This window comes from Serratia sp. 22264, assembly GCF_052045345.1.
Lineage (GTDB): Bacteria > Pseudomonadota > Gammaproteobacteria > Enterobacterales > Enterobacteriaceae > Serratia > Serratia plymuthica.
This window is the reverse complement of sequence record NZ_JBQEOY010000008.1, coordinates 70,859-96,024: the sequence shown is the minus strand read 5'-3', so window position 1 is coordinate 96,024 and position 25,166 is coordinate 70,859. Positions and strand designations below refer to the sequence as shown.

Below are 25,166 nucleotides of genomic sequence, written 5' to 3'. Positions count from 1 at the left end.
TTATACTGGCGCCGAATTACCGGTTACTCACTCTGGAAAGGATAAGGCATGAAGGCGTTGGTTCCCCTGCTGTTGACCTATGGTGCGCTCGCCAGCGGCCAGGTGATGGCACATATTGATGAGCCGGATATTGATGCCGATTGCCAGAAAGTGGCGGGCTACGCCGTACTGGGGAAAAGCGCTTATCAGCGGGGCGATTATGGCCGGGCGGCCGATGTTTTCCGTGATCAGGCCGCCTGGAGTGAGTTTTGCGGCCTGAACGATCAGGCGATCGCCACCGCCTATAACAACGTGGCGCTGGCGCTGATGCACGCCGGTGAATTGCTCAAGGCGCGCGCCTATCTGGAACTGGCGCCGAAGGATGCAAAATCTCAGCATAACCTGAAACTGCTGCAGCAACGTCTGGCAAAGCAGCCGCCGGCGAGCGGGCCGGTTGGCGTCTATTGGCAGTACGCCGGGCGCGGCGTATGGAGCGAAGTAGAGGTCAAACCGCAGGGCGAACGCTGGCTGATTAATTATTCCGGCTATTATATGCCGCAAATGGGGCTGTATTACGGGCCGAATATGGGCGAGTTCGCCAAGGTATTGCCGATTGAACGGGGCAAGGCGGTGTACCGTCAGCGGGAGCCGCAGGACGGGATGGCCTGTGATGTGGTGATGCAATTTACGGCGGATGCGGTGGACATGAGTACCAAGGGCGACTGCGGATTTGGTTTTAACGTGCAGGCGCAGGGGACTTTCGTCCGGGTCGAATAATCGGCTGCGGAGCTCGCAGCCGAAGCCGAAGCCGGTATTAAGCCCAGTTCACCGCGCCGTTCAACAACGCTTTCCAGGCATCAACGTTACCCAAATAGTTGCCTGCCGGGATCTGGCGTAGCTGGCCTTCGCTGTCTTGCAGCGCAAAGGTCGGGAACCCCTGGCCCTGGACTTTGGCAAGAAACGCGCGGCTTTCCGCAATGTGTTGTGCGGTCGGCGCGCCGGCGTTAAAGCGCATCTCGGCAATGAACGGAGCCGAGGGCAGGCCCAGCTCTTTCGCCAGGGCTTCCAGCACCGGGGTATCGGCGATGCGTCGGCCTTCTTGATAATGCGCTATCTGAATGCGGTGCAACATATCCACCCCGCGTCCCCCCAGCGCTTCCGCCGCCAGAATCGCAGTAATCGGCGGCTCGGAGTCCATCACTGCCGTGGTATCACACAGCAGTCCATTGAAATAGGCTTCACCGAAGGTCTGGCCGGTCAGCTCCGCAATGCGCTTGTCATGCGGAATCACATAGTTACGCCATTCGTCCGTGATCTGGCGGCGATTATTGCCGGTCATCATGCCGCCGGCGTGCAGGGCGACAGTCAGCCCTGGAATGCTCTTGGCCGCCTTCACCAGTGGTGCTGCGCCATAGCACCAGCCGCAAAGCGGATCGAAAACGTAATGCAGAGTTGTACCGGTCATCTTTCTTCCTCGTGATGTTCTGCGGCTTCGCACCGCAGAACATTGAGCCTGTCAAAGGCAATGTAGTTTGATTGGCGACGCGCTTATTGCGGCCACTTCATCTCGCCTTTCAGCACCTTGGCGCTCAGTTCCAGGCTAGATTCATCTTTCAGGTTCGGGTAATGCTTTTTCATTGCCGCAATCAGCGCCGCAGAATCTTTGGCCTTCGGCAGCTCAGCTTCCAGCGTGGTCAGGTAATTCTGGGTGAAGGTCACGGATTCCAGAGTCTGCGGCGCACCCGGCAGGAAGTGGCCAGGGACGACGACTTTCGGTTTCAGCGCCTTGATGCCTTCCAGCGTTTGCTGCCAGTGAACACGGGATTCCACGGTCTGGTTATCGGCGATCCACGGGTGGATATTGTCACCGGCTACCGGTACGCCGCCCACTACCGCTTTCAGTTCAGGGATCCATACGTAGGTGCGTTCCGGCGTTGGGCCGGTCAGGCCTTTCACTTCCACTTTCTGGCCGTCGATAGTGAAGCTGTCGCCCTGCAATGCCTGCGGAACCACTACCGCTTTAGGTGCGTTGTCTTTCAGGATCGGGCCCCAGTAAGCCATTTTGCCGTCTTTGGTGGCGTTGATTTCTTTGATCGTACCCGGTGACGCGATGATTTTTGCCTGCGGGAACGCAGCTTTGATCACGTCCAAACCAAAGTAGAAATCCGGATCGGAATGGCTGATGTAGACGGTGGTCAGCGTCTTGCCGGTCGCTTTGATCTTTTTCACCAGTTCTTCGGCGTCGTTGCGTTGGAACTGGGCGTCGATCAGCGCCACTTCGTGTTTACCGCTGATGATTTCCGAAGAAACCGGGAACACGCTTTTCTCACCCGGGTTGTACACTTCCATGGTCAGGGAGTCAGCCGCGGCGGCGTAGGTGCTTACTGTGGCGATGCCGGCGAAAGCCAGGGTCAATAATGATTTCTTAAACATGGGCAGAGGTTCCTTTTGGGTATCAGTTGTTGTTGTACAGATGTTAGGTTGCATAAAGCGTTAGAAAAACCGGATAATGAGCAATTATTCATTGCGTAAATCGGACGAATCATGGATCGCATTACCGCAGCAGAGGTTTTTATCACCATCGTTGATCGCGGAAGTATGATTGCCGCTGCGGAAACGCTGGAAATGTCGCGAGCGATGGTGACGCGCTATCTGGCGCAGATGGAGCAATGGGCCGGCGCGCGTTTACTGCACCGCACTACCCGTAAGCTTAGTCTGACTGACGCAGGAGAGCGTACTCTCGAACGTTGCCGGCAGATGCTGGCGCTGGCGGGTGAGATTGATTTGGTCGAAGGCGAGCAAAGCGATGAATTGCGCGGTCTGCTTCGCATCACCTGTTCACAGTCGCTGGGCCAGACAGCGCTGGTGGGGGCGGTGGCCCAATACCTCAAACGCCATCCGCAGGTGGCGGTGGATTTGCAAATGAATAATCGGGCGGTGAATCTGGTGGAGGAGCGCATCGATCTGGCGCTGCGCATCACCAATGAGCTGGACCCCAATCTGATCGCACGACCGCTTTCCTCTTGCGCTTCGGTAGTGTGCGCTTCCCCGGCTTATCTGGCAGCGCACGGCACGCCGCGCCATCCGCAGGATTTGGCGCTGCACAACTGCCTGACTTATTCCTACTTCGGTAAAAGCCTGTGGCATTTTGATTCTCAGGGCGTGAAGTCGGCGGTGGCGGTCAGCGGCAACCTCAGCGCCAACGAATCGGTGGTGCTGATGGCGGGGACGGTGCAGGGCGCCGGCATTTCCATGCAGCCTTATTATTCGGCGGCGCCATTGCTGGCAAGCGGTGAACTGATAGAACTGATGCCGGATTATCGGCCGCAGTCGATGGGGATTTACGGTATTTATACCTCGCGTCGCCAAATGCCGGCCACCTTGCGAACCATGCTGGATTTTCTGGTGGAGTGGTTTGCCAATGATCCCGCCTGGCGGGCGACGCTGCGTTGATATCGTTAACATGGCAGCAACATTTTCACACATTTTTCATCGTCAGCGCATTCAAGCGTTTAGCGGGCGGATGGGGGCTTTTTGTGCTCAAGGGGAGCGTTGTCACTGGTTTTTTCGCCGGTCGCCGTGCTATTTCTGTAGCATGCAAAGAGTGAATAAGACTTAATAATTATAGGGTTAAGAAAATAACCCACAGATTGAACAACATCTCTGACCCTTTTTCGCGGGCAGTCTGTCAGGCTGTCCGGCAATTCCGCGAGTTTTTACCGGCCCCGTGCGCCTGATGCCGGGGCTTTGTCGACTGGGAGCGTTACACATGCCTGTTTCTCTGCTTGCACTGGCGTTAAGTGCATTTGCCATTGGCACCACCGAGTTCGTGATTATGGGGCTGCTGCCTGAGGTGGCGGGGGATCTTCAGGTCTCAATCCCTTCAGCCGGCTGGTTGATCAGCGGCTATGCCCTCGGCGTGGCGATAGGGGCGCCGATCATGGCGTTGCTGACGGCGAAGCTGCCGCGCAAGAATACGCTGCTGTTGCTGATGGTGATTTTTATCTTCGGCAATATCATGTGCGCGCTGGGTTACAGCTACGATTTCCTGATGCTGGCGCGCATTGTCACCGCGTTGTGCCACGGTGCGTTCTTCGGCATCGGCGCGGTGGTGGCCGCCAATCTGGTACCGCCGAATCGCCGAGCTTCCGCTGTGGCGCTGATGTTCACCGGCCTGACGTTGGCCAACGTGCTGGGGGTGCCGCTCGGCACCGCGCTGGGGCAGGCATTGGGCTGGCGTTCCACCTTCTGGGCGGTGGCGGTCATCGGCGTGCTGTCCCTGCTGGCGTTGTACAGCAAGTTGCCGGCGGTGGAGGATGAAGCACCGACCGATCTGAAAAAAGAGCTGGCGGCCCTGCGCGGCGGCGGTATCTGGCTTTCGCTGCTGATGACGGTGGCCTTTGCTGCGTCGATGTTTGCGCTGTTTACCTATATCGCACCGTTACTGACTGAGGTGACCGGCATTTCGTCGCACGGCGTGAGTTGGACGCTGTTGCTGATGGGGGTCGGCCTGACGCTGGGTAACATCGTCGGCGGCCGTTTGGCAGACTGGCGTTTGCCGGTTACGCTGACCTGCACGTTTCTGGTGATTGCCTTCTTTGCCGCGCTGTTCAGTTGGACCAGCCATTCCATGGTGCCGGCGGAAATGACCCTGTTCCTGTGGGCGGCTGCGGCGTTTGCCGCGGTACCGGCGCTGCAAATCAACGTCGTGACCTACGGTAAAAAAGCACCGAACCTGGTTTCCACGCTGAACATCGCCGCGTTTAACGTGGGCAATGCCATTGGTGCCTGGGTCGGCGGCGTGGTGATTGCACAGGGGCTGGGGTTGACCAGCGTGCCGCTGGCCGCCGCGGCGATTGCGCTGCTGGGGTTGGTGCTGTGTCTGGTGACTTTCAGCCGGGCCAAACGGCCGGCTAGCGCTTAATCACTGCGGCCAAGCGGGCGGGAAGACTCTCTGCCTGCTGCTGCAGATGCTGAATGAAGGCCGTGACCAGCGCCGAGGAAGGGCGGTGCAGCGGCCGGATCAGGCTGACGGTAAAAGGTACTTCAACGCTGAACGGCCGTACGTGTACGCCGCTGTTGGCGTAATCGAGCGCCGTCAGCGGATTGACTATCGACAACCCCACGCCTTCTTTCACCATGGCGCACACCGATGCTGCGCTGTGGGTTTCCATGACCAGACGGCGCTTAACGCCTTCCTCATTAAACAGCGAGTCGAGCAACTGACGGTAGCTGTCGGTGCTCGACAGGCTGATAAAGTTTTGTCCGTCGAAGTCTTGTGGTGTCAGCACCGTTTTCGCCAGCAGCGGATGCCCGGCCGGCAGCACGCACACCTCGTTCAGCGTCATCAACGTCATCCGCTCTGTGCCTGCCGGGGTCAGGGTGTTTTCCGTCAGACCCAGATCGTGGCGCTGCGCCGACAGCCACTCTTCCAACAACGGTGACTCCTGCGGTATCACGCTGAAACTGACTTCCGGGTAGCGATCGATAAAGGGTTTGCACACCACCGGCAGCAGCGACTGCGAGAATACCGGCAGGCAGGCAATGGAAAGCTGCGCCTGCTGGAACTGGCGGATACCTGCAGCGGCGTTGACGATGCGCTCCAGGCCGTAATAGGAGCGCTGCACCTCTTCGAACAGCCGCAGGCCCTGCACCGTCGGGTATAAACGTCCGCGCAGCCGATCGAACAGCTGTAGCTGGATCAGCTTCTCGAAGCGGGCAAGTTCTCGGCTGACGGTGGGCTGTGAGGTTTGCAACAGCGCTGCCGCCTCGGTCAGATTGCCGGTGGTCATCACCGCATGGAAAATTTCAATCTGGCGCAGGGTAATCGCGTGCATCGGCACACTCCATGAACGGGCAAGCCCATATCATAAATGAATAGACTTCGGCTAAATAGATATTTTCCACACAAGAAAGAGTGCGGCACTATTGACGACATTACTTCAGCCATATTTTTGATCCGGGAACATCACCATGCCACGCGCTTTGCACGACACGACGACCGCCCTCAATGCCGCTAACCTGCTGGCCTTGCCTCAGCGTTTTGGCTGCCCGGTATGGGCCTATGACGCAGCCATCATCAGTGAGCGCATCAGCCAGTTGCGCCATTTTGACGTGATCCGCTTTGCCCAAAAAGCCTGCTCGAATATTCATATTCTGCGCCTGATGCGCGAACAGGGCGTCAAGGTGGACTCTGTCTCGCTAGGCGAGATTGAGCGTGCGCTGCAGGCCGGTTTTCAGCCGGGCGGTGAGCCAAGCGACATCGTGTTTACCGCCGACGTGCTGGACCACGCGACGCTGGCGCGCGTCAGCGAGTTGAAAATCCCGGTGAACGTCGGCTCGATCGATATGCTGGATCAACTGGGCCAGGTTTCCGTTGGCCACCCGGTGTGGTTGCGTATCAACCCGGGCTTTGGTCACGGCCATAGCCAGAAAACCAATACCGGCGGCGAGAACAGCAAGCATGGGATTTGGTATGCCGATTTGCCGCAGGCGGTGGAAAAAATTCAGCAATACGGCCTGAAGCTGATCGGTGTGCATATGCATATCGGTTCGGGCGTGGATTACCAGCATCTGGAGCGCGTGTGTGACGCCATGGTGCAGCAGGTGATCGATCTGGGTCATGATATCAGCGCGATTTCTGCCGGCGGCGGGCTGTCGATCCCCTATCAATACGGCGAAGAGGCGATTGATACTGAACACTATTTTGGCCTGTGGAACAGCGCGCGCGAGCGCATTGCCGCCCATTTGGGCCACCCGGTGAGCCTGGAGATCGAACCCGGTCGCTTCCTGATGGCGGAAGCCGGGGTGTTGGTCGCAGAAGTGCGTGCGGTGAAAGACATGGGCAGCCGCCACTTTGTGCTGGTGGATGCAGGCTTTAACGATTTAATGCGTCCGGCGATGTATGGCAGCTATCACCATATTTCTCTGCTGCCGGCCGATGGCCGCAATACCGAGCATCAGCCGCTGCGCGACACCGTGATTGCCGGGCCGCTGTGCGAATCCGGCGACGTGTTCACCCAACAGGCCGGTGGCGGCATCGAAACCCGCGAATTGCCGCCGGTGCAGGTAGGCGACTATCTGGTATTCCATGATACCGGTGCCTATGGCGCTTCGATGTCTTCAAACTACAACAGCCGTCCGCTGCTGCCGGAAGTGTTGTTCGAAAAGGGGGAGCCACGACTGATCCGCCGCCGGCAGACCATTGAAGAGTTGATTGCGCTGGAACTCATCTGATACCGACGGGCGCAGTGCGCTGCGCCCAAGAATCTCAACCGGCGTAGGGGCCTGGAGCCACGGAGTCGCGCAGCCGAAGTTCGCCGGTGAACGGGGAAAGCGGGGGGAGGTTTTCGCCATTGATCAGGCGGAAAGCCTGGCTGATAGCCGCTTCGATCATCACGTCTATCGGCAGGTAAACGGTGGATAGCGCGGGTTGCAAATAGGCGGCGCTGGGTTCGTCGTCAAAGCCGAATAACGAGACGTCCTGCGGCAGGCGCTTGCCCGCTTCGTGCAAGGCTTTCATCGCACCGACGGCCATATCGTCGTTGCAGGCGAATAGGGCACTGAAACCGGTATCGCCGGCCAGCAGGCTGCGGCTGCCCTGATAGCCGCTTTGCACGCTGCTGTCGCCATAGGCCACGCGGGCATCGTCGAAGGCAATCTTGTGATGTTCAAGCGCTTGTCGATAACCCGCCAACCGCGCCTGGGCCGTGGGGGTGGCGATAGGGCCGGTGATGCAGGCAATCTCGCGGTGCCCCTGCCGAATCAGATAATCGACCGCATGGAAGGCGGCCTGCTGTTGTTCGAAGAAAACACAGCGCGCACGTGCCTGCGGCAGATCGCGGTTGATCACCATGATCGGTACCGGCAGGCTGTCCAGCAGGGCCATTAACGCCGATTCGGACATGAAACGGGTATAGAGAATGATCGCGTCGCAGCGGCGATCGGCCAACAACTGCACCGCCTGCAGTTCATCTTCCGGCGTATCGTGACCATCGGTGACTATCAGGTGCTTGCCGCTGGCCTCGATAAGTTTGGCGGCCCGGCGCAGCAGACGCCCGAAATAAGGGCCGTCGAAGTTGGAGACCACCAGCCCAATGCTGTTGGAGCTTTTGTTCGCCAGCGACTGGGCGAGGAAGTTCGGGCGGTAACCCAGTTCGTCCATCGCCTTGAACACCGCGTCGCGGGTGCTTTTTTTCACCTGGCCGGTGCCATTTAACACGCGTGAAACCGTTGCTTTGGATACCCCAGCGCGAAGGGAAACATCCAACATGGTGATCATCAGTGGCTAACCCCTTTCAACATCCGCTGTGGCAAATAACGCTCAGTCTAGCATAGGGTTAGCGCTTGGCTGCCTGGCTTTTTGCCATCGGGTTTACGCGGTGGCGGAACGGCACTAGACTGCTATCGGGCAACGGGAGGAAGCGGAAATATGATTAACATTGTGCCTCTGGCGGATTACCCGCAGTACCTGCAACAGGTGGTCGACTGGCAATGGCGGGCGTTCGGCAACGAAAACAGCCGGGCATTTTTCGCCAGTGTGGTAGAAAGCGGCCTGCGAGGCGCGGATTTGCCGATCACCTTTATCGCGTTGCAGGGGGAGACGCTGGTGGGCACCGTCGGTCTGTGGCGCTGTGACCTGATCAGCCGCCAGGATCTGACCCCTTGGCTGGCGGCGCTGTACGTGGATGAAAGCCAGCGCGGCAGCGGTCTTGGCCTGAGGTTGCAACAACACGTGCAGGACTACAGCCGGCGAGCGGGCTTCAGCGAACTTTATCTGTACAGCGATTTCAGCGGTTATTACGAACGCCACGGCTGGCATTATATTGGCGATGCGCTGGATTACCCTGACCGCCCGGTGCGGCTGTACCACCGGGCACTGGTTTAATTCTGCTCGTAAACGTTATTGATGCTGGCGACCGAATGGCGCCGTACCAGCGTCGGGCTGAACATGTTGGTGATCTCCGGCAGCGGCTGGTTGTTGGCCAGCGCCAGCGCCAGTTCGGCAGCCTGAGTCGCCATCGCCACCACCGGATAGCGAATGGTCGTCAGGCGTGGCCGCAGGTAGCGTGAAATCAGCACGTCATCAAAACCGATCAATGACATTTGGGCCGGTACGTCCACACTGTTGTCGCTCAACACCGAGAGCGCGCCGGCGGCCATTGAGTCGTTATAACAGGTCACAGCGGTGAAGTGCTTGCCGCGCCCGAGCAACTCGGTCATCGCCTGTTCACCGCCAATTTCGTCCGGCTCACCGTAGGCAATCAGTTTTTCATCCACCGCAATGCCATGCTCCTGTAATGCATCGAGATAGCCTTGCAAACGGTCCGCTGCGTCGGAAATCTGGTGGGTGGAGCAGACGATGGCAATGCGTTGATGCCCTTGCTGGATCAAATGGCGGGTGGCCAGCCAGGCACCATAACGGTCGTCCAGCGCCACGCAGCGTGCCTCAAAGCCCGGCAGCGTGCGGTTTATCAGCACCATGCCCGGTATCTGCTGCATCCAGCCGCTCAGTTCGTTATCGGTCAGTTTTTTGGCGTGAACCACCAGCGCGGCACAGCGGTGCCGTACCAGCTGTTCAATCGCCTGACGCTCTTTTTCAGCTTCGTGGTAACCGTTGCCAATCAGCAGGAAGTTGTGGGTGGCGTAGGCCACCTGTTCCACTGCCTTGACCATGGCACCAAAGAAGGGATCGGAAACGTCGGACACGATAAGCCCAAGCGTTTCGGTCGATTGCTGCGCCAGCGCGCGGGCGTTGGCGTTAGGGTGGTACTGCAGTTGTTCCATCGCCGCCAGCACCGCAGTGCGCGAACTTTCGCTGGCTTTCGGGGAATTGTTTATCACGCGAGACACCGTGGCCACGGAAACACCCGCCAGCCTGGCAACATCCTTTATCGTAGCCATATCTGTAATACATCCTGGGTAATCGCTTACATTCCCCAGTTTTGCGGAAAAAGCCCGGGGCTGCAAGCGGTGGTGATCGCAACTTGTGGCGGCCGTTGCAGATATGAGCGATTTAATGTGCGCTTAGGCTCGCAAGGTACAGTGATAGAGCAATTTGTGCTTTGAAACCGCGCGTCGGCTGATGTTACTTTTGTGCATCTATTGATTGTCCGAGAACCTCATGTCCATTAAACGTTACCCGCAACTCGCACACTGGGGGGCGTATACCGCCGTGGTTGAAGACGGCAGGCTCATCCGCTGTGAGCCTTTCGCCGACGATCAGGATCCTTCCCCGCTGCTCGATTCCATCGCGCCAATGGTCTATTCCGACAAGCGTATCCGCAAGCCGGCAGTGAGGCGTTCCTGGCTGCAGAAGCGCGAGGGCAGCGATCGCACGCTGCGTGGCCGGGAAGATTTTGTTGAAGTGGACTGGGATCTCGCGCTTGATCTGGTTGCGGAAGAAAACCGCCGCGTGCGCGATCGCTACGGCCCTTCAGGCCTGTTTACCGGCTCTTATGGCTGGTCATCCGCCGGGCGACTGCATCATGCGCGCTCGCTGGTGCGGCGTTTTTATTTCAGCGGCGGCGGTGGCGTTGACCAACTGGGCAATTACAGCTGGGGCGCGGCGCAGTTTTTCCTGCCGTACGTTATCGGCACCTTTACCCCGTTGACCGGGCGCGTGACCAGTTGGCCGAGCGTGGTCGAACACTGCGAGCTGTTTGTCGCCTTCGGCGGGCTGGCGTTGAAAAATGCCCAGATATCCTCTGGCGGCGCAGCGGAGCATACGCTCAAACCCTGGCTGCAGAAGCTGGCGCAGAAAGGCACCCCGGTGATCAACATCAGCCCGATGCGTGATGATTGCCCGGCGTTTGTGAATGCCGAATGGATCCCGATCCGCCCCAACACCGACGTGGCGCTGATGCTGGCGCTGGCGTATGAAATTCAGCGCCGGGGCGCGCAGGATGAGGCTTTCCTCTATAGCCATTGCGTGGGTTACGAGCAGTTGGCGGATTATCTGCGCGGCACGGACGACGGCGTGGCGAAAACGCCGGAATGGGCCAGTGCTATCACCGGTATTCCGGCTGCGCGTATCAGCCTGCTGGCGCAGCAATTGATCGGCGTACGCAGCTTTATTACCTGCTCCTATTCGGTTCAGCGTGCCCACCGCGGTGAACAGCCGTATTGGATGATGATCGCCCTGTCGGCGATGCTCGGCCAGGTCGGCCTGCCGGGCGGCGGATTCTCGTTTGGCCACGGCTCAATGAACGGCGTCGGCAACCCGCGGGTGGATACGCCGGGGCCAATGATGCCGGTAGGCACCAATCCTTGCGGGTTGGCGATACCGGTGGCGCGTATCTGCGACATGTTGCTGCAGCCCGGCGAGCCTTACTCGTTCCGTGGGGAAACGCTGCACTACCCGGATATCCATCTCGTTCACTGGGCCGGCGGCAACCCGTTCCATCACCATCAACAGCTGAATCGGCTGGTGGAAGGGTGGCAAAAACCGGATACGGTGATTGTGCAGGATATCTGGTGGACGTCGGCGGCGAAGATGGCGGACATCGTGTTGCCGATCACTACCTCGCTGGAGCGCAACGATATCGGCGGTTCATCGCGCGATCGCTATGTGCTGGCGATGCACCAGGCGATAGCGCCGCAGCATCAGGCACGTAACGACTTTGATATTTTCGCCGATCTGGCGGAGCGGCTCGGTTACCGTGAACAATTCACCGAAAACCGCGACGAACAGGCCTGGATCGAATCCATCTATCAGCAGTGCGGGCAGGCGCAGGCAGGTACTGGCGTCGAGTGGCCGGAGTTTGCGGATTTCTGGCGTAAAGGCTATGTAGAACTGCCGACACCGGCGAAGGAGTTCGTTTTCTTTGACGATTTCCGTGCCGATCCGCAGGCCAATCCATTGCAAACCCCAAGCGGCAAAATTGAGTTGTTCAGCGAGAAAATCGCCGGTTACCGTTATGCGGATTTTGCACCTCACCCGCAGTGGCAGCCGCCGGTTGAATGGTTGGGCGCGCCGCAGGCCAAAGAGTGGCCGCTACACCTGATTTCCATCCAGCCTGGCGACCGGCTGCACAGCCAGATGGATCCGGCGCCGCTGGCGCAGGGCAATAAAACGGCGGGCCGAGAGACGCTGCATATGCACCCGGAGGATGCGGCGATGCGCGGTATTGCCGAGGGCGCCGAGGTGCAGGTCAGCAATGCGCGCGGCAGTTGCCTGGCGGGCGTTGCCATCACTGATGGCGTCACCCGTGGTGTGGTGCTGATGGCCACCGGCGCCTGGTTCGACCCAGGCTTTGGCGCGCAGCGCCTGGCGGTGGAGCAGTCCGGTAACCCGAACGTTTTAACGCTGGATATCGGTACCTCGCCGTTGACGCAGGGGCCGAATGCCATGAGCTGCCTGGTTGAGGTAAGCGTACGGTAAAACATCGATGCCCTCTTAAGGAACTCGCATTGCCGCCAGGCGACGGGGTTGTTCATCTCCAGCCAGGCTCGTGGGCGCGGCATGCTGCGCCCACGTCAATTGGGCGCGTATATCCGCCCGTTACCCTGACAGAGTGCAGCCGACAACGCTGAAGCATGAATGGCGATGGGGATACACCGCTGGTTACACTTTGCGCCCTAATGTTGCGATTGCCCGCTGGCTGGCTTTCGACGCAACGGGGTAAATTGAACCTCCCAGAGGTATTGATTGGTGAGTTTCAACAACTCGTGTGTTGAACCCATACTAATTGCACCAACCTACGCAGATGCGTAGGTTTTTTTTTGCCTGACGCCCTCCCAGCCCGCCTGCGCAGGATTCGATTTTGTCTCCTCCCGATCCCAGGATTGTTTAAGTTTCATTGAGTTATTTCCATAAAATGCGGGAAATTTACAGCTGGTTGCATTTAGAGCAGAACTCTTGCGATTCGTCGGTAGTTTCTTGATCGGCATCTCTCTAGAGTAGGTGATCCCAGAGGTATTGATTGGTGAGAAATCAGCATGCTCTGTATGTTGAAGCCATTTTCACTTGCACCAACCTACGCGGATGCGTAGGTTTTTTTTTGCCTGCCGTATAGTATTCTTTTCCCTACAACTGTTTACGCTCATTTTGGCTAAAGGGAGAAGGGCATGATCCTTTCCGTGCTGCGCACGCTGTTCCGCCTGCTGTATCGAATTCGCGTTGAGGGCGACGCCCGGCACTTCGAACAGCCTAAGCTATTGATTACGCCCAATCATATCTCCTTCCTCGACGGCCTATTGCTGGCGCTGTTTTTACCGATTAAACCGGTGTTTGCGGTCTATGCCAGCATCGGCGATCGCTGGTTTATGCGTTGGTTGAAACCCTATATCGATCTGGTCTATCTCGATCCGACCAAACCGATGGCGATCAAACAGCTGGTGCGTATGATCGAACAAGGCCGGCCGATCGTGGTGTTCCCTGAAGGGCGTATCACCGTTACCGGTTCGCTGATGAAGGTTTATGACGGCGCCGCGTTTATCGCCGCCAAATCGGGCGCGACCCTGGTACCGATACGGCTGGACGGCGCCGAGTTCAGCCCCTTTGGCCGCATGGCCGGCGTGTTCAAGATCCGCTGGTTCCCGCAGATCAGCATCCGTATTTTACCGCCGACGTCGCTGCCGATGCCGGAGGCGCCGCGCGCCCGCGATCGTCGTGCATTGGCCGGTGACCGGCTGATGCAGATTATGATGAAGGCGCGGATGGACACTCGCGAGCCGCAAACGCTGTTTCGCGCCCTGCTGGCGGCTCAGCACCGCTATGGTCGCAACAAACCCTGCATCGAAGACATCGCCTTCAAGGAAGACAGCTACCGGCAGCTTATCAAAAAAGCGTTGGGCGTCAGCCGTATCCTGCAGCGCTTTACCGCCGAGGGTGAACATGTCGGCATGTTGTTGCCGAACGCCACCATCACCGTGGCGGCGATTTTCGGCGCCTCTGTGCGTAATCGCATTCCGGCGATGCTCAACTACACCGCCGGTTCCAACGGTTTGAAAAGCGCGATGACTGCCGCGACCATCAAAACCATCGTCACTTCGCGCCAGTTCCTGGAAAAGGGCAAACTGACACACTTGCCGGAGCAGGTGCCGGAGGCCAACTGGGTGTACCTGGAGGATCTTAAAGATACCCTGACCCTGGCAGACAAGCTGTGGATCCTGCGCCACCTGTTCCAGCCGGCGCACGCCATGTTGCCGCAACAGCCGGACGATGCCGCGTTGATCCTGTTTACCTCGGGGTCGGAAGGTAACCCAAAAGGCGTGGTGCATTCCCACGCCAGCCTGTTGGCCAACGTTGAACAGATCCGCACCATCGCCGATTTCACCCCACGTGACCGTTTTATGTCATCGCTGCCGTTGTTCCATTCGTTCGGCCTGACGGTCGGGCTGCTGACCCCGCTGATGACCGGTAGCCGCATTTTCCTTTACCCCAGCCCGTTGCATTACCGCGTGGTGCCCGAACTGGTGTATGACCGCAACTGCACCGTGCTGTTTGGCACCGCTACCTTCCTCAATAATTACGCGCGCTTCGCCCATCCGTATGATTTTGCCCGCTTGCGTTACGTGGTGGCCGGCGCGGAAAAATTGGCGGACAGCACCAAACAGATTTATCAGAATAAATACGGCATCCGCATTCTGGAAGGCTATGGCGTAACCGAATGTGCGCCGGTGGTGTCGATCAACGTTCCGCTGGCGGCCAAGGTCGGCACCGTGGGTCGTATTATGCCGAAGATGGAAGCGCGTCTGATGAAGGTACCGGGCATTGATAACGGTGGCCGCCTGCAATTGAAAGGCCCGAATATCATGAAAGGTTATCTGCGGGTGGAACGCCCGGGAGAACTGGAACCGCCGGCGGCGGAAGATGAAAATGGCAATCTGCAACCGGGTTGGTACGACACCGGTGATATCGTCACGTTGGACGAGCAGGGTTATTGCGTCATTCGCGGCCGGGTAAAGCGCTTTGCCAAGCTGGCCGGCGAAATGGTCTCGCTGGAGAGTGTGGAGCTGCTGGCGCAGCGCGTGGCGCCGGAAGGGCAGCATGCCGCCACGGTGAAAAGCGACAGCAGCAAGGGGGAAGCGCTGGTGCTGTTTACCACAGACGCAAGCATCACCCGAGAAGCCTTGCTGCGTGCTGCGCGCGAGTTGGGGAGCCCCGAACTGGCGGTACCGCGTGATATTCGTCCGCTTAAAGCCTTGCCGGTACTCGGCAGTGGTAAACCGGACTTTGTAACCCTGCGTAAAATGGCCGAACAGCCGGAGAATGCCCGATGAACCCATCGTTGAATACCGACTCGCCTTTGCTCTCGCGCAGCATGATTGCCGTGATTTGCGCGCAGTTTTTGTCCGCCTTCGGCGACAATGCTTTGTTGTTCGCCACGCTGGCGCTGATCAAGCAGCAACTGTACCCCGACTGGAGCCAACCGATTTTGCAGATGGCGTTTGTCGCCACCTATATTATTCTGGCGCCCTTTGTCGGCCAGATCGCCGACAGTTTCGCCAAGGGACGGGTGATGATGGTGGCGAACGGTCTGAAGCTGGCCGGCGCGCTGGTCATCTGTTTCGGGCTTAATCCCTTCCTCGGTTATACCTTGGTGGGCGTGGGAGCCGCCGCTTATTCCCCGGCCAAGTACGGCATTTTGGGTGAAATCACGCACGGCGAAAAGTTGGTCAAGGCCAACGGCCTGATGGAGGCCTCAACCATTGCCGCGATCCTGATTGGCTCGGTTGCCGGTGGTGTGCTGGCCGACTGGCACATTGTGGCGGCGTTGGCGGTCTGCGCGCTGGTGTATGCGGCGGCGGTGATCGCCAACCTGTACATTCCACGCCTGCCGGCGGCGCACCCGGCGGCTTCCTGGACGCCGCGCGCGATGACCCGCGCTTTCTTCAACGCATGCGTTGTGCTGTGGCGCGACGGTCAAACACGTTTTTCATTGATTGGCACCAGCCTGTTTTGGGGCGCGGGGGTGACGCTGCGTTTTCTGTTGGTGCTGTGGGTGCCGGTGGCGCTTGGCATCGCCGATAACGCCACGCCGACGCTGCTGAACGCCATGGTGGCGGTAGGGATTGTGATTGGCGCCGGGGCGGCTGCGCGCTTTGTCACGCTGGAAACGGTGAAACGCTGTATGCCGGCCGGGATCCTGATTGGTGTAGCGGTGGCAATCTTTGCGCTGCAAACCACCCTGTTTAATGCTTATGCGCTGCTGCTGACGATAGGTGTACTGGGGGGCTTCTTTGTGGTGCCGCTGAACGCGTTGTTGCAGGAACGAGGAAAACGTTCGGTAGGCGCCGGCAATGCGATTGCAGTACAAAACCTGGGGGAGAATACCGCCATGTTGCTCATGCTGGGTCTGTACTCTCTGGCGGTGAAAGTGAGCGTGCCGGTGGTCGGCGTGGGGATTGGTTTTGGCGCGGTGTTTACGCTGGCGATTACCGCGCTGTGGTTTTCACAGCGCGGCGCGAAATAACCGCAACGGACAGCTGTCGGGGCGCAACAAACTGCGCCCCGAGTTATTCATGGCGCGGGAATGGTAAAGCGGGTATGGATCTCTTCCAACCCCTGCAACACGTCTTCATCCAACACCAGGTCAAAGCTGTCGATGTTGGTTTTCAATTGTTCCAGCGTGGTGGCGCCCAGCAGGGTGCTGGCCACGAACGGCTGCTGCCGCACGAACGCCAACGCCATCTGCGAAGGATCCAGCCCGTGCTTTTTGGCTAACGCGACATATTCGGCAATCGCCAGTTGCGTTTGCGGTGCAGAATAGCGGTTAAAGCGGGTGAACAGCGTATTGCGCGCTCCGGCTGGCTTGGCGCCGTTCAGATACTTGCCGCTCAGGGTACCGAACGCCAGGCTGGAATAGGCCAGCAGTTCAACGCCCTCGTGCTGGCTGATCTCTGCCAGAGCGATCTCAAAGCTGCGGTTCAGCAGGCTGTAGGGGTTTTGAATCGAGACAATGCGCGGCAGCTCGTGTTTTTCAGCCAACTGCAGGTAGCGCATTACGCCCCACGGCGTTTCATTGGATACCCCGATATAGCGGATTTTACCGGCGCGCACCTGCTCGGTCAGCGCTTCCAGCGTTTCCAACAGGGTAACCGTAGCTTTATCGTCGGTGTATTGATAATTGAGTTTGCCGAAGTAGTTGGTTTGGCGCTGCGGCCAGTGCAACTGATAAAGATCGAGATAATCGGTGTTCAGCCGTTTCAGGCTTGCGTCCAGCGCGGCGCGGATATTTTTGCGGTCCAGCGCCTGTTGCGGCCGGATGCTGCTGTCGGTGCCGCGTACCGGCCCGGCGATTTTGCTGGCCAGCACTATTTTCTCACGGTTGCCACGCGCCTTGATCCAACTGCCAATGTACTGTTCGGTCAGCCCCTGGGTTTCAGGGCGGGGCGGTACCGGATACATTTCTGCGGTATCGATCAGGTTGACGCCAGCGGCTAATGCATAGTCGAGTTGCGCATGGGCATCGGCTTCACTGTTCTGTTCGCCAAAGGTCATGGTGCCCAGTCCCAGCACGCTCACTTCTAAAGAACTGTGGGGAATACGGTGGTATTGCATTAACGGCCTTCCTTTCAAGTTAGCGCTTACGGGCCTTTACGCCCGGTGAAACAGGAGTCTCATCACCTGCAAGACGGTGATATCGCCTTTCTCGACTATAAACCAAGCCGTGAAGATGGGGGAAGTGGATTCAGTGCGGAGGGAGGAGGCTATCGCGCAGGAGAGGAGGCGATATCCCCATCGTCTTTCAAGCTACCTCTAAATAGCTGCGCCTAATAGTGCTACAGGTGAGGAGCATGCAGAGCGCCGACACGCCGTGAATCCATCCATGGAGGCTCGTATCGCGCGTCCCATCCGCTCAACGGTCGGCTAAACTGCATGCTCCCCACCCGTCTCAAGCTTGGGGTGTAGCGGTATTAAACGCAATTATCAGACGCCTGGCTGTAACTTGAAATAGTAGAGGGATTAACGCTCGATGACCTGCGAAACCTGATCGCCGTTGATTTGGCGGTTGTTGCCTTTTTCATCTTTATAGCTGATCAGGCCGGTATCCTGGTCGATCTCGGGTTTGCCCTGAGTCAGGATCATATTGCCGTCTTTGGTCGCCATCACGTAATCGCTGGAGCAGCCCGTCAGCCCGGCGGCGATCACCAACGCAGAAACTGCCATTACCCACTTTTTCATCCTGCCGATCCTCAATTATGTATGTATGCAGAAAAGAGTCTTCTTCCAAGATTAGCAAACTCTGGATACCTCGTGTTTCGGATAAGTCCTTATCTTGGTAAGAGAAAGTATGCAGAAGAGTTGAAGGAAGGATAAAAATGCAAACGGGAGCGGCTTTCGCACGCTCCCGTAGGGGTTACTCCGGAGCCTGGTTTTTCTTGCCGCGCATCAGGTTGAGCGCTTCGACGGACATCGAGAAGAACATCGCAAAATAGATGTAACCTTTCGGAATATGTATCTGGAAGCTTTCCAGCATCAGGGTGAAGCCCACCAGGATCAGGAACGCCAGCGCCAGCATTTTCACTGAAGGATGGCGGTTAACGAACTCGCCGATCGGCCGGGCGGCAAACATCATTACCCCAACCGCAATCACCACCGCCGCCATCATGATAAACAGGTGATCGGACAGGCCTACCGCCGTAATCACCGAGTCCAGGCTGAAGATGATATCCAGTAACATAATCTGCACGATGGCGCCGAAGAAGCCGTTCACTTTAGTGTGATGCTCTTCATCGGACCCTTCGATAGTTTCGTGGATCTCTTTGCTGGCTTTCCAGATCAGGAACAGCCCGCCGAGCAGCAGGATAAGATCGCGCGCCGAGACGCTGTGGTCCATCACCGTAAACAGCGGGTGGGTCAGGCGGATCACCCAGGCGATGGAAGCCAGCAGCCCCAGACGCATCAGCATGGCGCCGGCCAGACCGATACGGCGAGCCTTGTTCTGCTGCGCTTTCGGCAGTTTGGCCACCACCAGAGACAGGAAAATAATATTATCAATACCCAGAATGATCTCAAGAATGGTCAGCGTACCTAACGCTAACCAGGCATTGGGATCCATAATCCAATCGAACATTGCCAAGCCACACCTTAATAAAAAGCAAAGGCTGAATTATACGCGTTTATTGGTACGGCGACACTGTTAGCTAAACATGGCTTAAACAAAGAGGATCATATTAAGAAATGTCTTGCCAATAACGCGCCGGTGAAGCTTTTTTTCAAATAAAAACCGCGCGGCAGCGTGAGGATAGGCTGGCCCTGTTCGCCGATGGCCTCGGTCAACGCCTTGCTGTTGGCCGCCTTGGGCCGCAGTTGCAGTACCTCTCCGTGACGAGCGGTGATCCGCTCAACGTGGCCGAGCACGATCAGGTCCATCAGTTCCTCCCAATCCCGGCGCAGCATCTCTTCTTCAGCGGCGCTCGGGCTCCACAGCAGCGGTGATCCTATGCGCCGCTGCGCCAGCGGGATTTGTCGCTCGCCTTCTACCGGTATCCACAATACCCGCGCCAGCTTATGGCGTACATGGCTGCTGGCCCAGGTAACGCCGCTGTTGCCGGTAAGCGGTGCTACACAGACGAAGGTGGTTTCCAGCGGCTTGCCGGCAGCGTCAATCGGGATGGTTTTCAACTCAATGCCCAGTTCGGGAAAATCCTGCTCCGGTTTGCTGCCCGCCATGGCGCCGAGGTACAGCTCAAGCAGCATACCCACCCAACCTTTATCGCGTTTCAGATCCTTGGGGATCGGCAACTGGGCACGCGCGGCCAGTTCACCCAGGGTAAAACCGGCAAGCTGCTGCGCTCGTTCAAACAGCTGCCGTTCGTTTTCCGGCGGAAGGGGAAGAGGGGATAAAAACGCCATAATGCAAGTCCGTCAGATTTGGTTGAAAAATGTACTGCATTTGTGCACAGCGAACATCGGCTGGAAAAGACACGGGAATAGACTAATAGCAGCATGATTTTTCATGACTTTTTTTCTCCCGTCGCGCAGGAAACAAATTCCCTCCGGCGCTTGTGCACCTGAAGCCACCGACAATAAACAGGATCTTACACCTATTTATCCACAGATTTATGGGATAACCCAAATTTTTCCCGATCACTGGTTCGATTTACAGCCTTGACGCGGGCCTTTTTTTGCGAAATTGTCCGTTTTGTGCGTAACTCATACGGATAATCTGTGGATAAAAACGACGTTGGTGGATCTTTCGCCAGGGTAAGATCCTAACCGTGCACAGATCACATTTCTGCCCTGTCCATACCTGTTGATAATAATGTATCTTTTTGTTTTTATTGAATTAATATTGAATTGGTTTTAACGGTGTTTTTAGGCTCGTCAGAGTTGTACCAGCTTATCCCTTGAGTTCTTCACACACCTATCCACAGAAAAAGTGAATAAAACCGCCGTGAAATCGCCTCGCATGTTTATAACTTTGCCATTATCTGTGAGTTATCCCAATGTTATCCGGTTTACGGCGCTGCAAAGCAGTGGTTTACCGCCTGTAGCTTGTGTGAAACAATCAGTACATCTATGCGAAATTAAGCTTATCGAGGTAGTCCGGTGATCGATGATGATGGCTACCGCCCGAATGTTGGTATCGTAATCTGTAATCGTCAGGGGCAGGTCCTTTGGGCTCGCCGTTACGGTCAACACTCCTGGCAGTTTCCCCAAGGTGGGATTAACCCTGGCGAAACCGCAGAACAGGCAATGTACCGTGAGCTGTTCGAAGAAGTGGGGCTGAGCAAAAAGGATGTGCGCATCCTGGCCTCAACCCGCAACTGGTTGCGCTATAAATTGCCAAAACGTTTGGTGCGTTGGGACACAAAGCCGGTATGTATCGGCCAAAAGCAGAAATGGTTTTTGTTGCAGTTAATGTGCAATGACGCGGATATCAATATGCAACGCAGTAGCACGCCGGAGTTTGACGGCTGGCGCTGGGTGAGTTTTTGGTATCCGGTACGCCAGGTGGTGTCGTTCAAACGCGACGTTTACCGCCGGGTGATGAAAGAATTCGCCGTCACCGTGATGCCGATGCAGGAGCAGGCAACACAGCGGCAGCCCCCCGCCTATCGCCGAAAGAGAGGTTAAGTTAAGCCGACTATGCTCACGCGCTTGCGAGAAATTGTTGAGAAGGTGGCCGCGGCGGCCAGTCTGACAGATGCGCTGGATCTTTTGGTCAATGAAACCTGTCTGGCGATGGATACGGAAGTCTGTTCCATTTATCTGGCAGACAACGATCGCCGCTGCTACTACCTGATGGCGACGCGCGGGTTGAAAAAACCGCGCGGGCGCGCTATCGCGCTGGCATTTGATGAAGGCATCGTCGGGTTGGTCGGGCGCCGTGCAGAGCCGATAAACCTGGCGGACGCGCAGAGCCACCCCAGCTTCAAATACATACCTCAGGTGAAGGAGGATCGTTTCCGATCCTTCCTGGGCGTGCCGATTATTCATCGCCGCCAACTGCTGGGGGTGCTGGTGGTGCAGCAGCGTGAGCTGCGCCAGTTCGACGAAAGCGAAGAATCCTTCATGGTGACTCTGGCTACGCAAATGGCCGGGATCCTTTCGCAATCGCAGCTTAACGCCATTTTTGGCCAATATCGCCAGACCCGCATCCGAGCGCTGGCGGCATCCCCCGGCGTAGCGGTGGCGGAAGGTTGGCAGGACAGCAGCCAGCCGTCGCTCGATCAGGTTTACAAGGCCTCGACGCTCGATACCGTGAGCGAGCGGGAACGCCTGACGCAGGCGCTGGAAGAAGCCGGCGCGGAATTCCGCCGTTTCAGCAAGCGCTTTGCCGCCAGCTCGCAAAAAGAGAGCGCGGCGATTTTCGATCTGTACTCTCACCTGTTGAACGACGCCCGCCTCAAGCGCGAGCTGTTTGCCGAAATTGACGCCGGTTCCGTGGCGGAATGGGCGGTTAAACAGGTGATCGAGGTCTTTGCCGCCCAGTTCGCCAGCCTGCAAGACACCTATATGCGCGAGCGCGCCAGCGATTTGCGCGCGCTCGGTCAGCGCCTGCTATTCCACCTCGACGACACCACACAGGGCGCGACTCAGTGGCCGGCGCGTTTCGTGCTGGTGGCGGACGAACTGACTGCCACCCTGTTGGCTGAAATGCCGCAGGACAGGCTGGCCGGCGTGGTCGTACGCGACGGCGCCGCCAACTCCCATGCGGCGATTTTGGTGCGGGCGATGGGCGTGCCGACGGTGATGGGCGCGGATATCCAGCCTGCGCTGCTCAGCCAGCGGCTGCTGATTGTCGACGGTTATCGCGGCGAGCTGCTGGTCGACCCTGAACCGGTGCTGGTCCAGGAATACCAGCGGCTGATCAGCGAAGAACTTGAGTTAAGCAAACTGGCGGAAGACGACGTCGAGCAGCCGGCCCAGCTCAAAAGCGGTGAGCGGGTTCAGGTGATGCTGAATGCCGGCCTCAGCCCGGAACACGAGCAACTCTTGGGCGGGCGAGTCGATGGCGTCGGTTTGTACCGAACCGAAATCCCTTTTATGTTGCAGAGCGGCTTCCCTTCGGAAGAAGAGCAGGTCGCGCAGTATCAGGGCATGTTGCAGCTCTATCCGAACAAACCGGTCACGCTGCGGACGCTGGATATCGGTGCCGATAAGCAGCTGCCTTATATGCCGATCAGCGAGGAAAATCCCTGCCTGGGTTGGCGCGGTATCCGCATCACCCTTGATCAGCCGGAAATATTCCTGATTCAGGTGCGCGCGATGCTGCGTGCCAATGCCGGGACCGGCAATCTGGGCATCCTGCTGCCGATGATCACCAGCCTGGAAGAGATCGACGAGGCCAGGCGGTTGATCGATCGGGCAGGGCGCGAAGTGGAAGAGGTGCTCGGATATGAAATCCCGAAACCCAAGCTTGGCGTAATGCTGGAAGTGCCGTCGATGATTTTCCTGATCCCCCATCTGGCCGGGCGGGTTGAGTTTATTTCGGTTGGCACCAATGACCTGACCCAATACCTGCTGGCGGTGGATCGCAACAATACCCGCGTTGCGGCGCTGTACGACAGCCTGCATCCTTCAATGCTGCAAGTGCTTAAGCTGATCGTGGTTCAGGCCAACGCGGTCGGGTTGCAGGTGAGCCTGTGCGGTGAGCTGGCCGGGGATCCGATGGGCGCGTTGCTGCTGGTGGGCATGGGCTATCGTAACCTGAGCATGAATGGGCGCAGCGTGGCGCGTATCAAATATTTGCTGCGGCATATTGAGCTATCCGACGCCGAAGTGTTGGCGCAACGGGTGCTGGGCGCCCAGATGACGACCGAAGTGCGCCACCAGGTCGCGGCGTTTATGGAGCGGCGCGGCATGGGCGGATTGATCCGTGGCGGCAAGTAAAGGCTGTTGCAGACTGATTTTTTTACAGAACTTTTCCCTGTCGGCCAGTCCGGAGGCGGTTAAGCTTATGCTATTATCCGCCTCCTCGACTGCGTTGAAAGCAACGAAAAAGAGTGTTTTAGCGCGTTTGGCACCTGCCGCCCCCGGTTGGGGAAGAATAATAGACATGTTGTGGTGATAGATGACCAATAGCTATCTGGCGTTTCCTAAATTTGATCCGGTGATTTTCTCTATCGGCCCGGTTTCTTTGCACTGGTATGGCCTGATGTACCTGGTTGGCTTTGTTTTTGCCATGTGGCTGGCGGTGCGCCGTGCCAACAAACCGGGCAGCGGCTGGACCAAGGATGAAGTGGAGAACCTGCTGTATGCCGGTTTCCTCGGTGTGTTCGTCGGTGGCCGCGTCGGTTATGTGCTGTTCTACAACCTGCCGCTGTTCCTGGATAATCCGCTTTACCTGTTTAAAGTCTGGGACGGTGGCATGTCGTTCCACGGCGGTCTGCTGGGGGTGATCCTGGTGATGTTCTGGTTCGCCCGCCGTACCAAGCGCACCTTCTTCCAGGTTTCCGATTTTATTGCTCCGCTGATCCCGTTTGGCCTGGGCGCCGGCCGTTTGGGTAACTTTATCAATGGCGAGCTGTGGGGCCGCGTGACCACCGATACGCCTTGGGCAATGCTGTTCCCCGGCTCGCGCGGCGAAGACGTCGCCATTGCCGCGGCCGATCCGCAGCTGTTGCCGCTGCTGAACCAGTTCGGCGTGCTGCCGCGGCACCCGTCCCAGCTGTATGAACTGCTGCTGGAAGGCGTGGTGCTGTTTATCATTCTGAACCTGTTTATCCGCAAACCGCGGCCGATGGGGGCCGTATCCGGCCTGTTCCTGATTGGCTACGGTGCATTCCGCATTATCGTCGAGGCCTTCCGCCAGCCGGATGCTCAGCTTGGCCTGTTCGACGGCGTTGTCAGCATGGGGCAGATCCTGTCCGTCCCGATGGTGGTGGCCGGTATTATTATGATGATTTGGGCGTATCGTCGTCGCCCGCAGCAACAACTGTCGTGAGGAAAAAATGAAACAGTATCTGGATTTGATGAACAAAGTGCTCGTCGAGGGCACCCCTAAAGCCGACCGTACCGGCACTGGCACGCTGTCGATTTTCGGCCACCAGATGCGTTTCAATTTGCAGGAAGGCTTCCCGTTGGTGACCACCAAGAAGTGCCACCTGCGTTCCATCATCCATGAGTTGTTGTGGTTCCTGAACGGCGACACCAACGTGGCTTATTTGCGTGAAAACAACGTCAGCATTTGGGACGAGTGGGCAGATGAGCATGGCGATCTAGGCCCGGTGTACGGCAAGCAGTGGCGCGCATGGGGCGCTGCGGACGGGCGTCAGATAGACCAGTTGAGCAACGTGCTGAAACAACTGAAACAGGATCCGGATTCACGTCGTATCATAGTTTCGGCCTGGAACGTGGGTGAACTGGATCAGATGGCGCTGGCACCGTGCCATGCGTTCTTCCAGTTCTACGTAGCGGACGGCAAACTCTCTTGCCAACTGTATCAGCGTTCCTGCGACGTGTTCCTTGGCCTGCCGTTCAACATCGCCAGCTATGCGCTGCTGGTGCATATGATGGCGCAACAATGCGATCTTGAGGTCGGTGATTTTGTCTGGACCGGCGGTGACACCCATTTGTACAGCAATCATATGGAGCAGACCCGGTTGCAGCTAACCCGCGAGCCGCGTGCGTTACCGAAACTGGTGATCAAACGCAAACCGGCTTCGCTGTTCGATTACCGTTTTGAAGACTTTGAAATCGAAGGTTACGACCCGCATCCAGCCATCAAGGCACCGGTTGCCATCTGAGTTTGGCCACATAAGTTATCTCCAAGGGCGCACTGGTTGCGCCC

21 protein-coding genes are annotated in these 25,166 nt (G+C 57.7%); 12 read left to right on the top strand and 9 right to left on the bottom strand.

Annotation, left to right across the window (positions count from 1 at the left end; all coding sequences use genetic code 11):
* Window positions 1–48: 48 nt before the first annotated feature.
* Entirely contained in the window at window positions 49–756 is a 708-nt protein-coding gene (locus ACTJJ1_RS22085) for a tetratricopeptide repeat protein (protein ID WP_004952325.1), read from the top strand.
* Window positions 757–793: 37 nt separating this feature from the next.
* Here ACTJJ1_RS22085 and ACTJJ1_RS22080 read toward each other — a convergent pair whose 3' ends face one another.
* Together ACTJJ1_RS22080 and ACTJJ1_RS22075 are read right to left on the bottom strand one after the other, a co-directional pair.
* Window positions 794–1,444 carry a DsbA family protein gene (locus tag ACTJJ1_RS22080; protein WP_440835298.1) on the bottom strand — a complete coding sequence of 217 codons (651 nt, stop codon included), beginning with the start codon at window positions 1,442–1,444 and terminating at the stop codon, window positions 794–796.
* An 83-nt stretch (window positions 1,445–1,527) separates the two neighbouring features.
* Entirely contained in the window at window positions 1,528–2,412 is an 885-nt protein-coding gene (locus tag ACTJJ1_RS22075; RefSeq protein ID WP_004952320.1) for an MBL fold metallo-hydrolase, read from the bottom strand.
* Window positions 2,413–2,523: 111 nt separating this feature from the next.
* Here ACTJJ1_RS22075 and ACTJJ1_RS22070 point away from each other — a divergent pair, with 111 nt between their 5' ends.
* A complete protein-coding gene (locus tag ACTJJ1_RS22070; RefSeq protein ID WP_004952315.1) occupies window positions 2,524–3,432 on the top strand; it encodes a LysR family transcriptional regulator in 909 nt (302 codons plus the stop codon).
* 316 nt (window positions 3,433–3,748) lie between these two features.
* A complete protein-coding gene (locus ACTJJ1_RS22065) occupies window positions 3,749–4,903 on the top strand; it encodes an MFS transporter (protein WP_004952311.1) in 1,155 nt (384 codons plus the stop codon).
* Here the strand turns inward: ACTJJ1_RS22065 and ACTJJ1_RS22060 are convergent.
* Complete coding sequence (locus tag ACTJJ1_RS22060) at window positions 4,893–5,816, bottom strand: LysR family transcriptional regulator (protein ID WP_004952309.1); 924 nt, start codon at window positions 5,814–5,816, stop codon at window positions 4,893–4,895. The genes ACTJJ1_RS22065 and ACTJJ1_RS22060 overlap by 11 nt on opposite strands.
* Window positions 5,817–5,952: 136 nt before the next feature.
* Here ACTJJ1_RS22060 and lysA point away from each other — a divergent pair, with 136 nt between their 5' ends.
* Entirely contained in the window at window positions 5,953–7,215 is a 1,263-nt protein-coding gene (lysA, locus tag ACTJJ1_RS22055) for a diaminopimelate decarboxylase (protein ID WP_004952305.1), read from the top strand.
* A 34-nt stretch (window positions 7,216–7,249) separates the two neighbouring features.
* On the opposite strand, the gene ACTJJ1_RS22050 is transcribed toward lysA, so the two are convergent.
* Complete coding sequence (locus tag ACTJJ1_RS22050) at window positions 7,250–8,260, bottom strand: LacI family DNA-binding transcriptional regulator (protein ID WP_208904364.1); 1,011 nt, start codon at window positions 8,258–8,260, stop codon at window positions 7,250–7,252.
* Window positions 8,261–8,410: 150 nt separating this feature from the next.
* Here ACTJJ1_RS22050 and ACTJJ1_RS22045 point away from each other — a divergent pair, with 150 nt between their 5' ends.
* Window positions 8,411–8,866: a GNAT family N-acetyltransferase gene (locus ACTJJ1_RS22045; RefSeq protein ID WP_004952300.1), complete on the top strand. Its 456-nt coding sequence runs from the start codon at window positions 8,411–8,413 to the stop codon at window positions 8,864–8,866.
* On the opposite strand, the gene galR is transcribed toward ACTJJ1_RS22045, so the two are convergent.
* Window positions 8,863–9,882 carry an HTH-type transcriptional regulator GalR gene (gene galR, locus ACTJJ1_RS22040; protein WP_004952299.1) on the bottom strand — a complete coding sequence of 340 codons (1,020 nt, stop codon included), beginning with the start codon at window positions 9,880–9,882 and terminating at the stop codon, window positions 8,863–8,865. The two genes, ACTJJ1_RS22045 and galR, sit on opposite strands and share 4 nt — an antisense overlap.
* Before the next feature lie 220 nt (window positions 9,883–10,102).
* Here galR and ACTJJ1_RS22035 point away from each other — a divergent pair, with 220 nt between their 5' ends.
* The 3 genes from ACTJJ1_RS22035 (at window position 10,103) to lplT (ending at window position 16,397) form a co-directional block, all read left to right on the top strand.
* Entirely contained in the window at window positions 10,103–12,361 is a 2,259-nt protein-coding gene (locus tag ACTJJ1_RS22035) for a molybdopterin guanine dinucleotide-containing S/N-oxide reductase (RefSeq protein WP_004952295.1), read from the top strand.
* Window positions 12,362–13,047: 686 nt separating this feature from the next.
* Complete coding sequence (gene aas / locus ACTJJ1_RS22030; RefSeq protein ID WP_440835293.1) at window positions 13,048–15,204, top strand: bifunctional acyl-ACP--phospholipid O-acyltransferase/long-chain-fatty-acid--ACP ligase; 2,157 nt, start codon at window positions 13,048–13,050, stop codon at window positions 15,202–15,204.
* Window positions 15,201–16,397: a lysophospholipid transporter LplT gene (lplT, locus tag ACTJJ1_RS22025; RefSeq protein WP_440835291.1), complete on the top strand. Its 1,197-nt coding sequence runs from the start codon at window positions 15,201–15,203 to the stop codon at window positions 16,395–16,397. The genes aas and lplT overlap by 4 nt, the downstream gene beginning before the upstream one ends.
* A 47-nt stretch (window positions 16,398–16,444) precedes the next feature.
* On the opposite strand, the gene ACTJJ1_RS22020 is transcribed toward lplT, so the two are convergent.
* The 4 genes from ACTJJ1_RS22020 to mutH all read right to left on the bottom strand — a co-directional run bounded on the left by ACTJJ1_RS22020 (window position 16,445) and on the right by mutH (window position 19,783).
* Window positions 16,445–17,485, bottom strand: coding sequence for an NADP(H)-dependent aldo-keto reductase (locus tag ACTJJ1_RS22020; protein WP_004952289.1), 1,041 nt, complete (start codon window positions 17,483–17,485; stop codon window positions 16,445–16,447).
* Between the two features lie 405 nt (window positions 17,486–17,890).
* Window positions 17,891–18,109, bottom strand: coding sequence for a YgdI/YgdR family lipoprotein (locus ACTJJ1_RS22015; protein ID WP_004952287.1), 219 nt, complete (start codon window positions 18,107–18,109; stop codon window positions 17,891–17,893).
* Window positions 18,110–18,284: 175 nt separating this feature from the next.
* Window positions 18,285–19,001, bottom strand: a complete 717-nt coding sequence (locus tag ACTJJ1_RS22010; protein WP_004952286.1) for a TerC family protein — start codon at window positions 18,999–19,001, stop codon at window positions 18,285–18,287.
* A gap of 95 nt (window positions 19,002–19,096) precedes the next feature.
* Window positions 19,097–19,783, bottom strand: a complete 687-nt coding sequence (gene mutH, locus ACTJJ1_RS22005; RefSeq protein ID WP_020439683.1) for a DNA mismatch repair endonuclease MutH — start codon at window positions 19,781–19,783, stop codon at window positions 19,097–19,099.
* Between the two features lie 696 nt (window positions 19,784–20,479).
* Here mutH and rppH point away from each other — a divergent pair.
* The 4 genes from rppH to thyA all read left to right on the top strand — a co-directional run bounded on the left by rppH (window position 20,480) and on the right by thyA (window position 25,122).
* Entirely contained in the window at window positions 20,480–21,007 is a 528-nt protein-coding gene (gene rppH / locus ACTJJ1_RS22000; protein WP_004952284.1) for an RNA pyrophosphohydrolase, read from the top strand.
* Between the two features lie 12 nt (window positions 21,008–21,019).
* A complete protein-coding gene (gene ptsP / locus ACTJJ1_RS21995; protein WP_004952283.1) occupies window positions 21,020–23,266 on the top strand; it encodes a phosphoenolpyruvate--protein phosphotransferase in 2,247 nt (748 codons plus the stop codon).
* Between the two features lie 181 nt (window positions 23,267–23,447).
* Window positions 23,448–24,320: a prolipoprotein diacylglyceryl transferase gene (lgt, locus tag ACTJJ1_RS21990; RefSeq protein ID WP_440835286.1), complete on the top strand. Its 873-nt coding sequence runs from the start codon at window positions 23,448–23,450 to the stop codon at window positions 24,318–24,320.
* A gap of 7 nt (window positions 24,321–24,327) precedes the next feature.
* Entirely contained in the window at window positions 24,328–25,122 is a 795-nt protein-coding gene (thyA, locus tag ACTJJ1_RS21985) for a thymidylate synthase (RefSeq protein WP_330763985.1), read from the top strand.
* The last annotated feature ends 44 nt before the right edge of the window (window positions 25,123–25,166 follow it).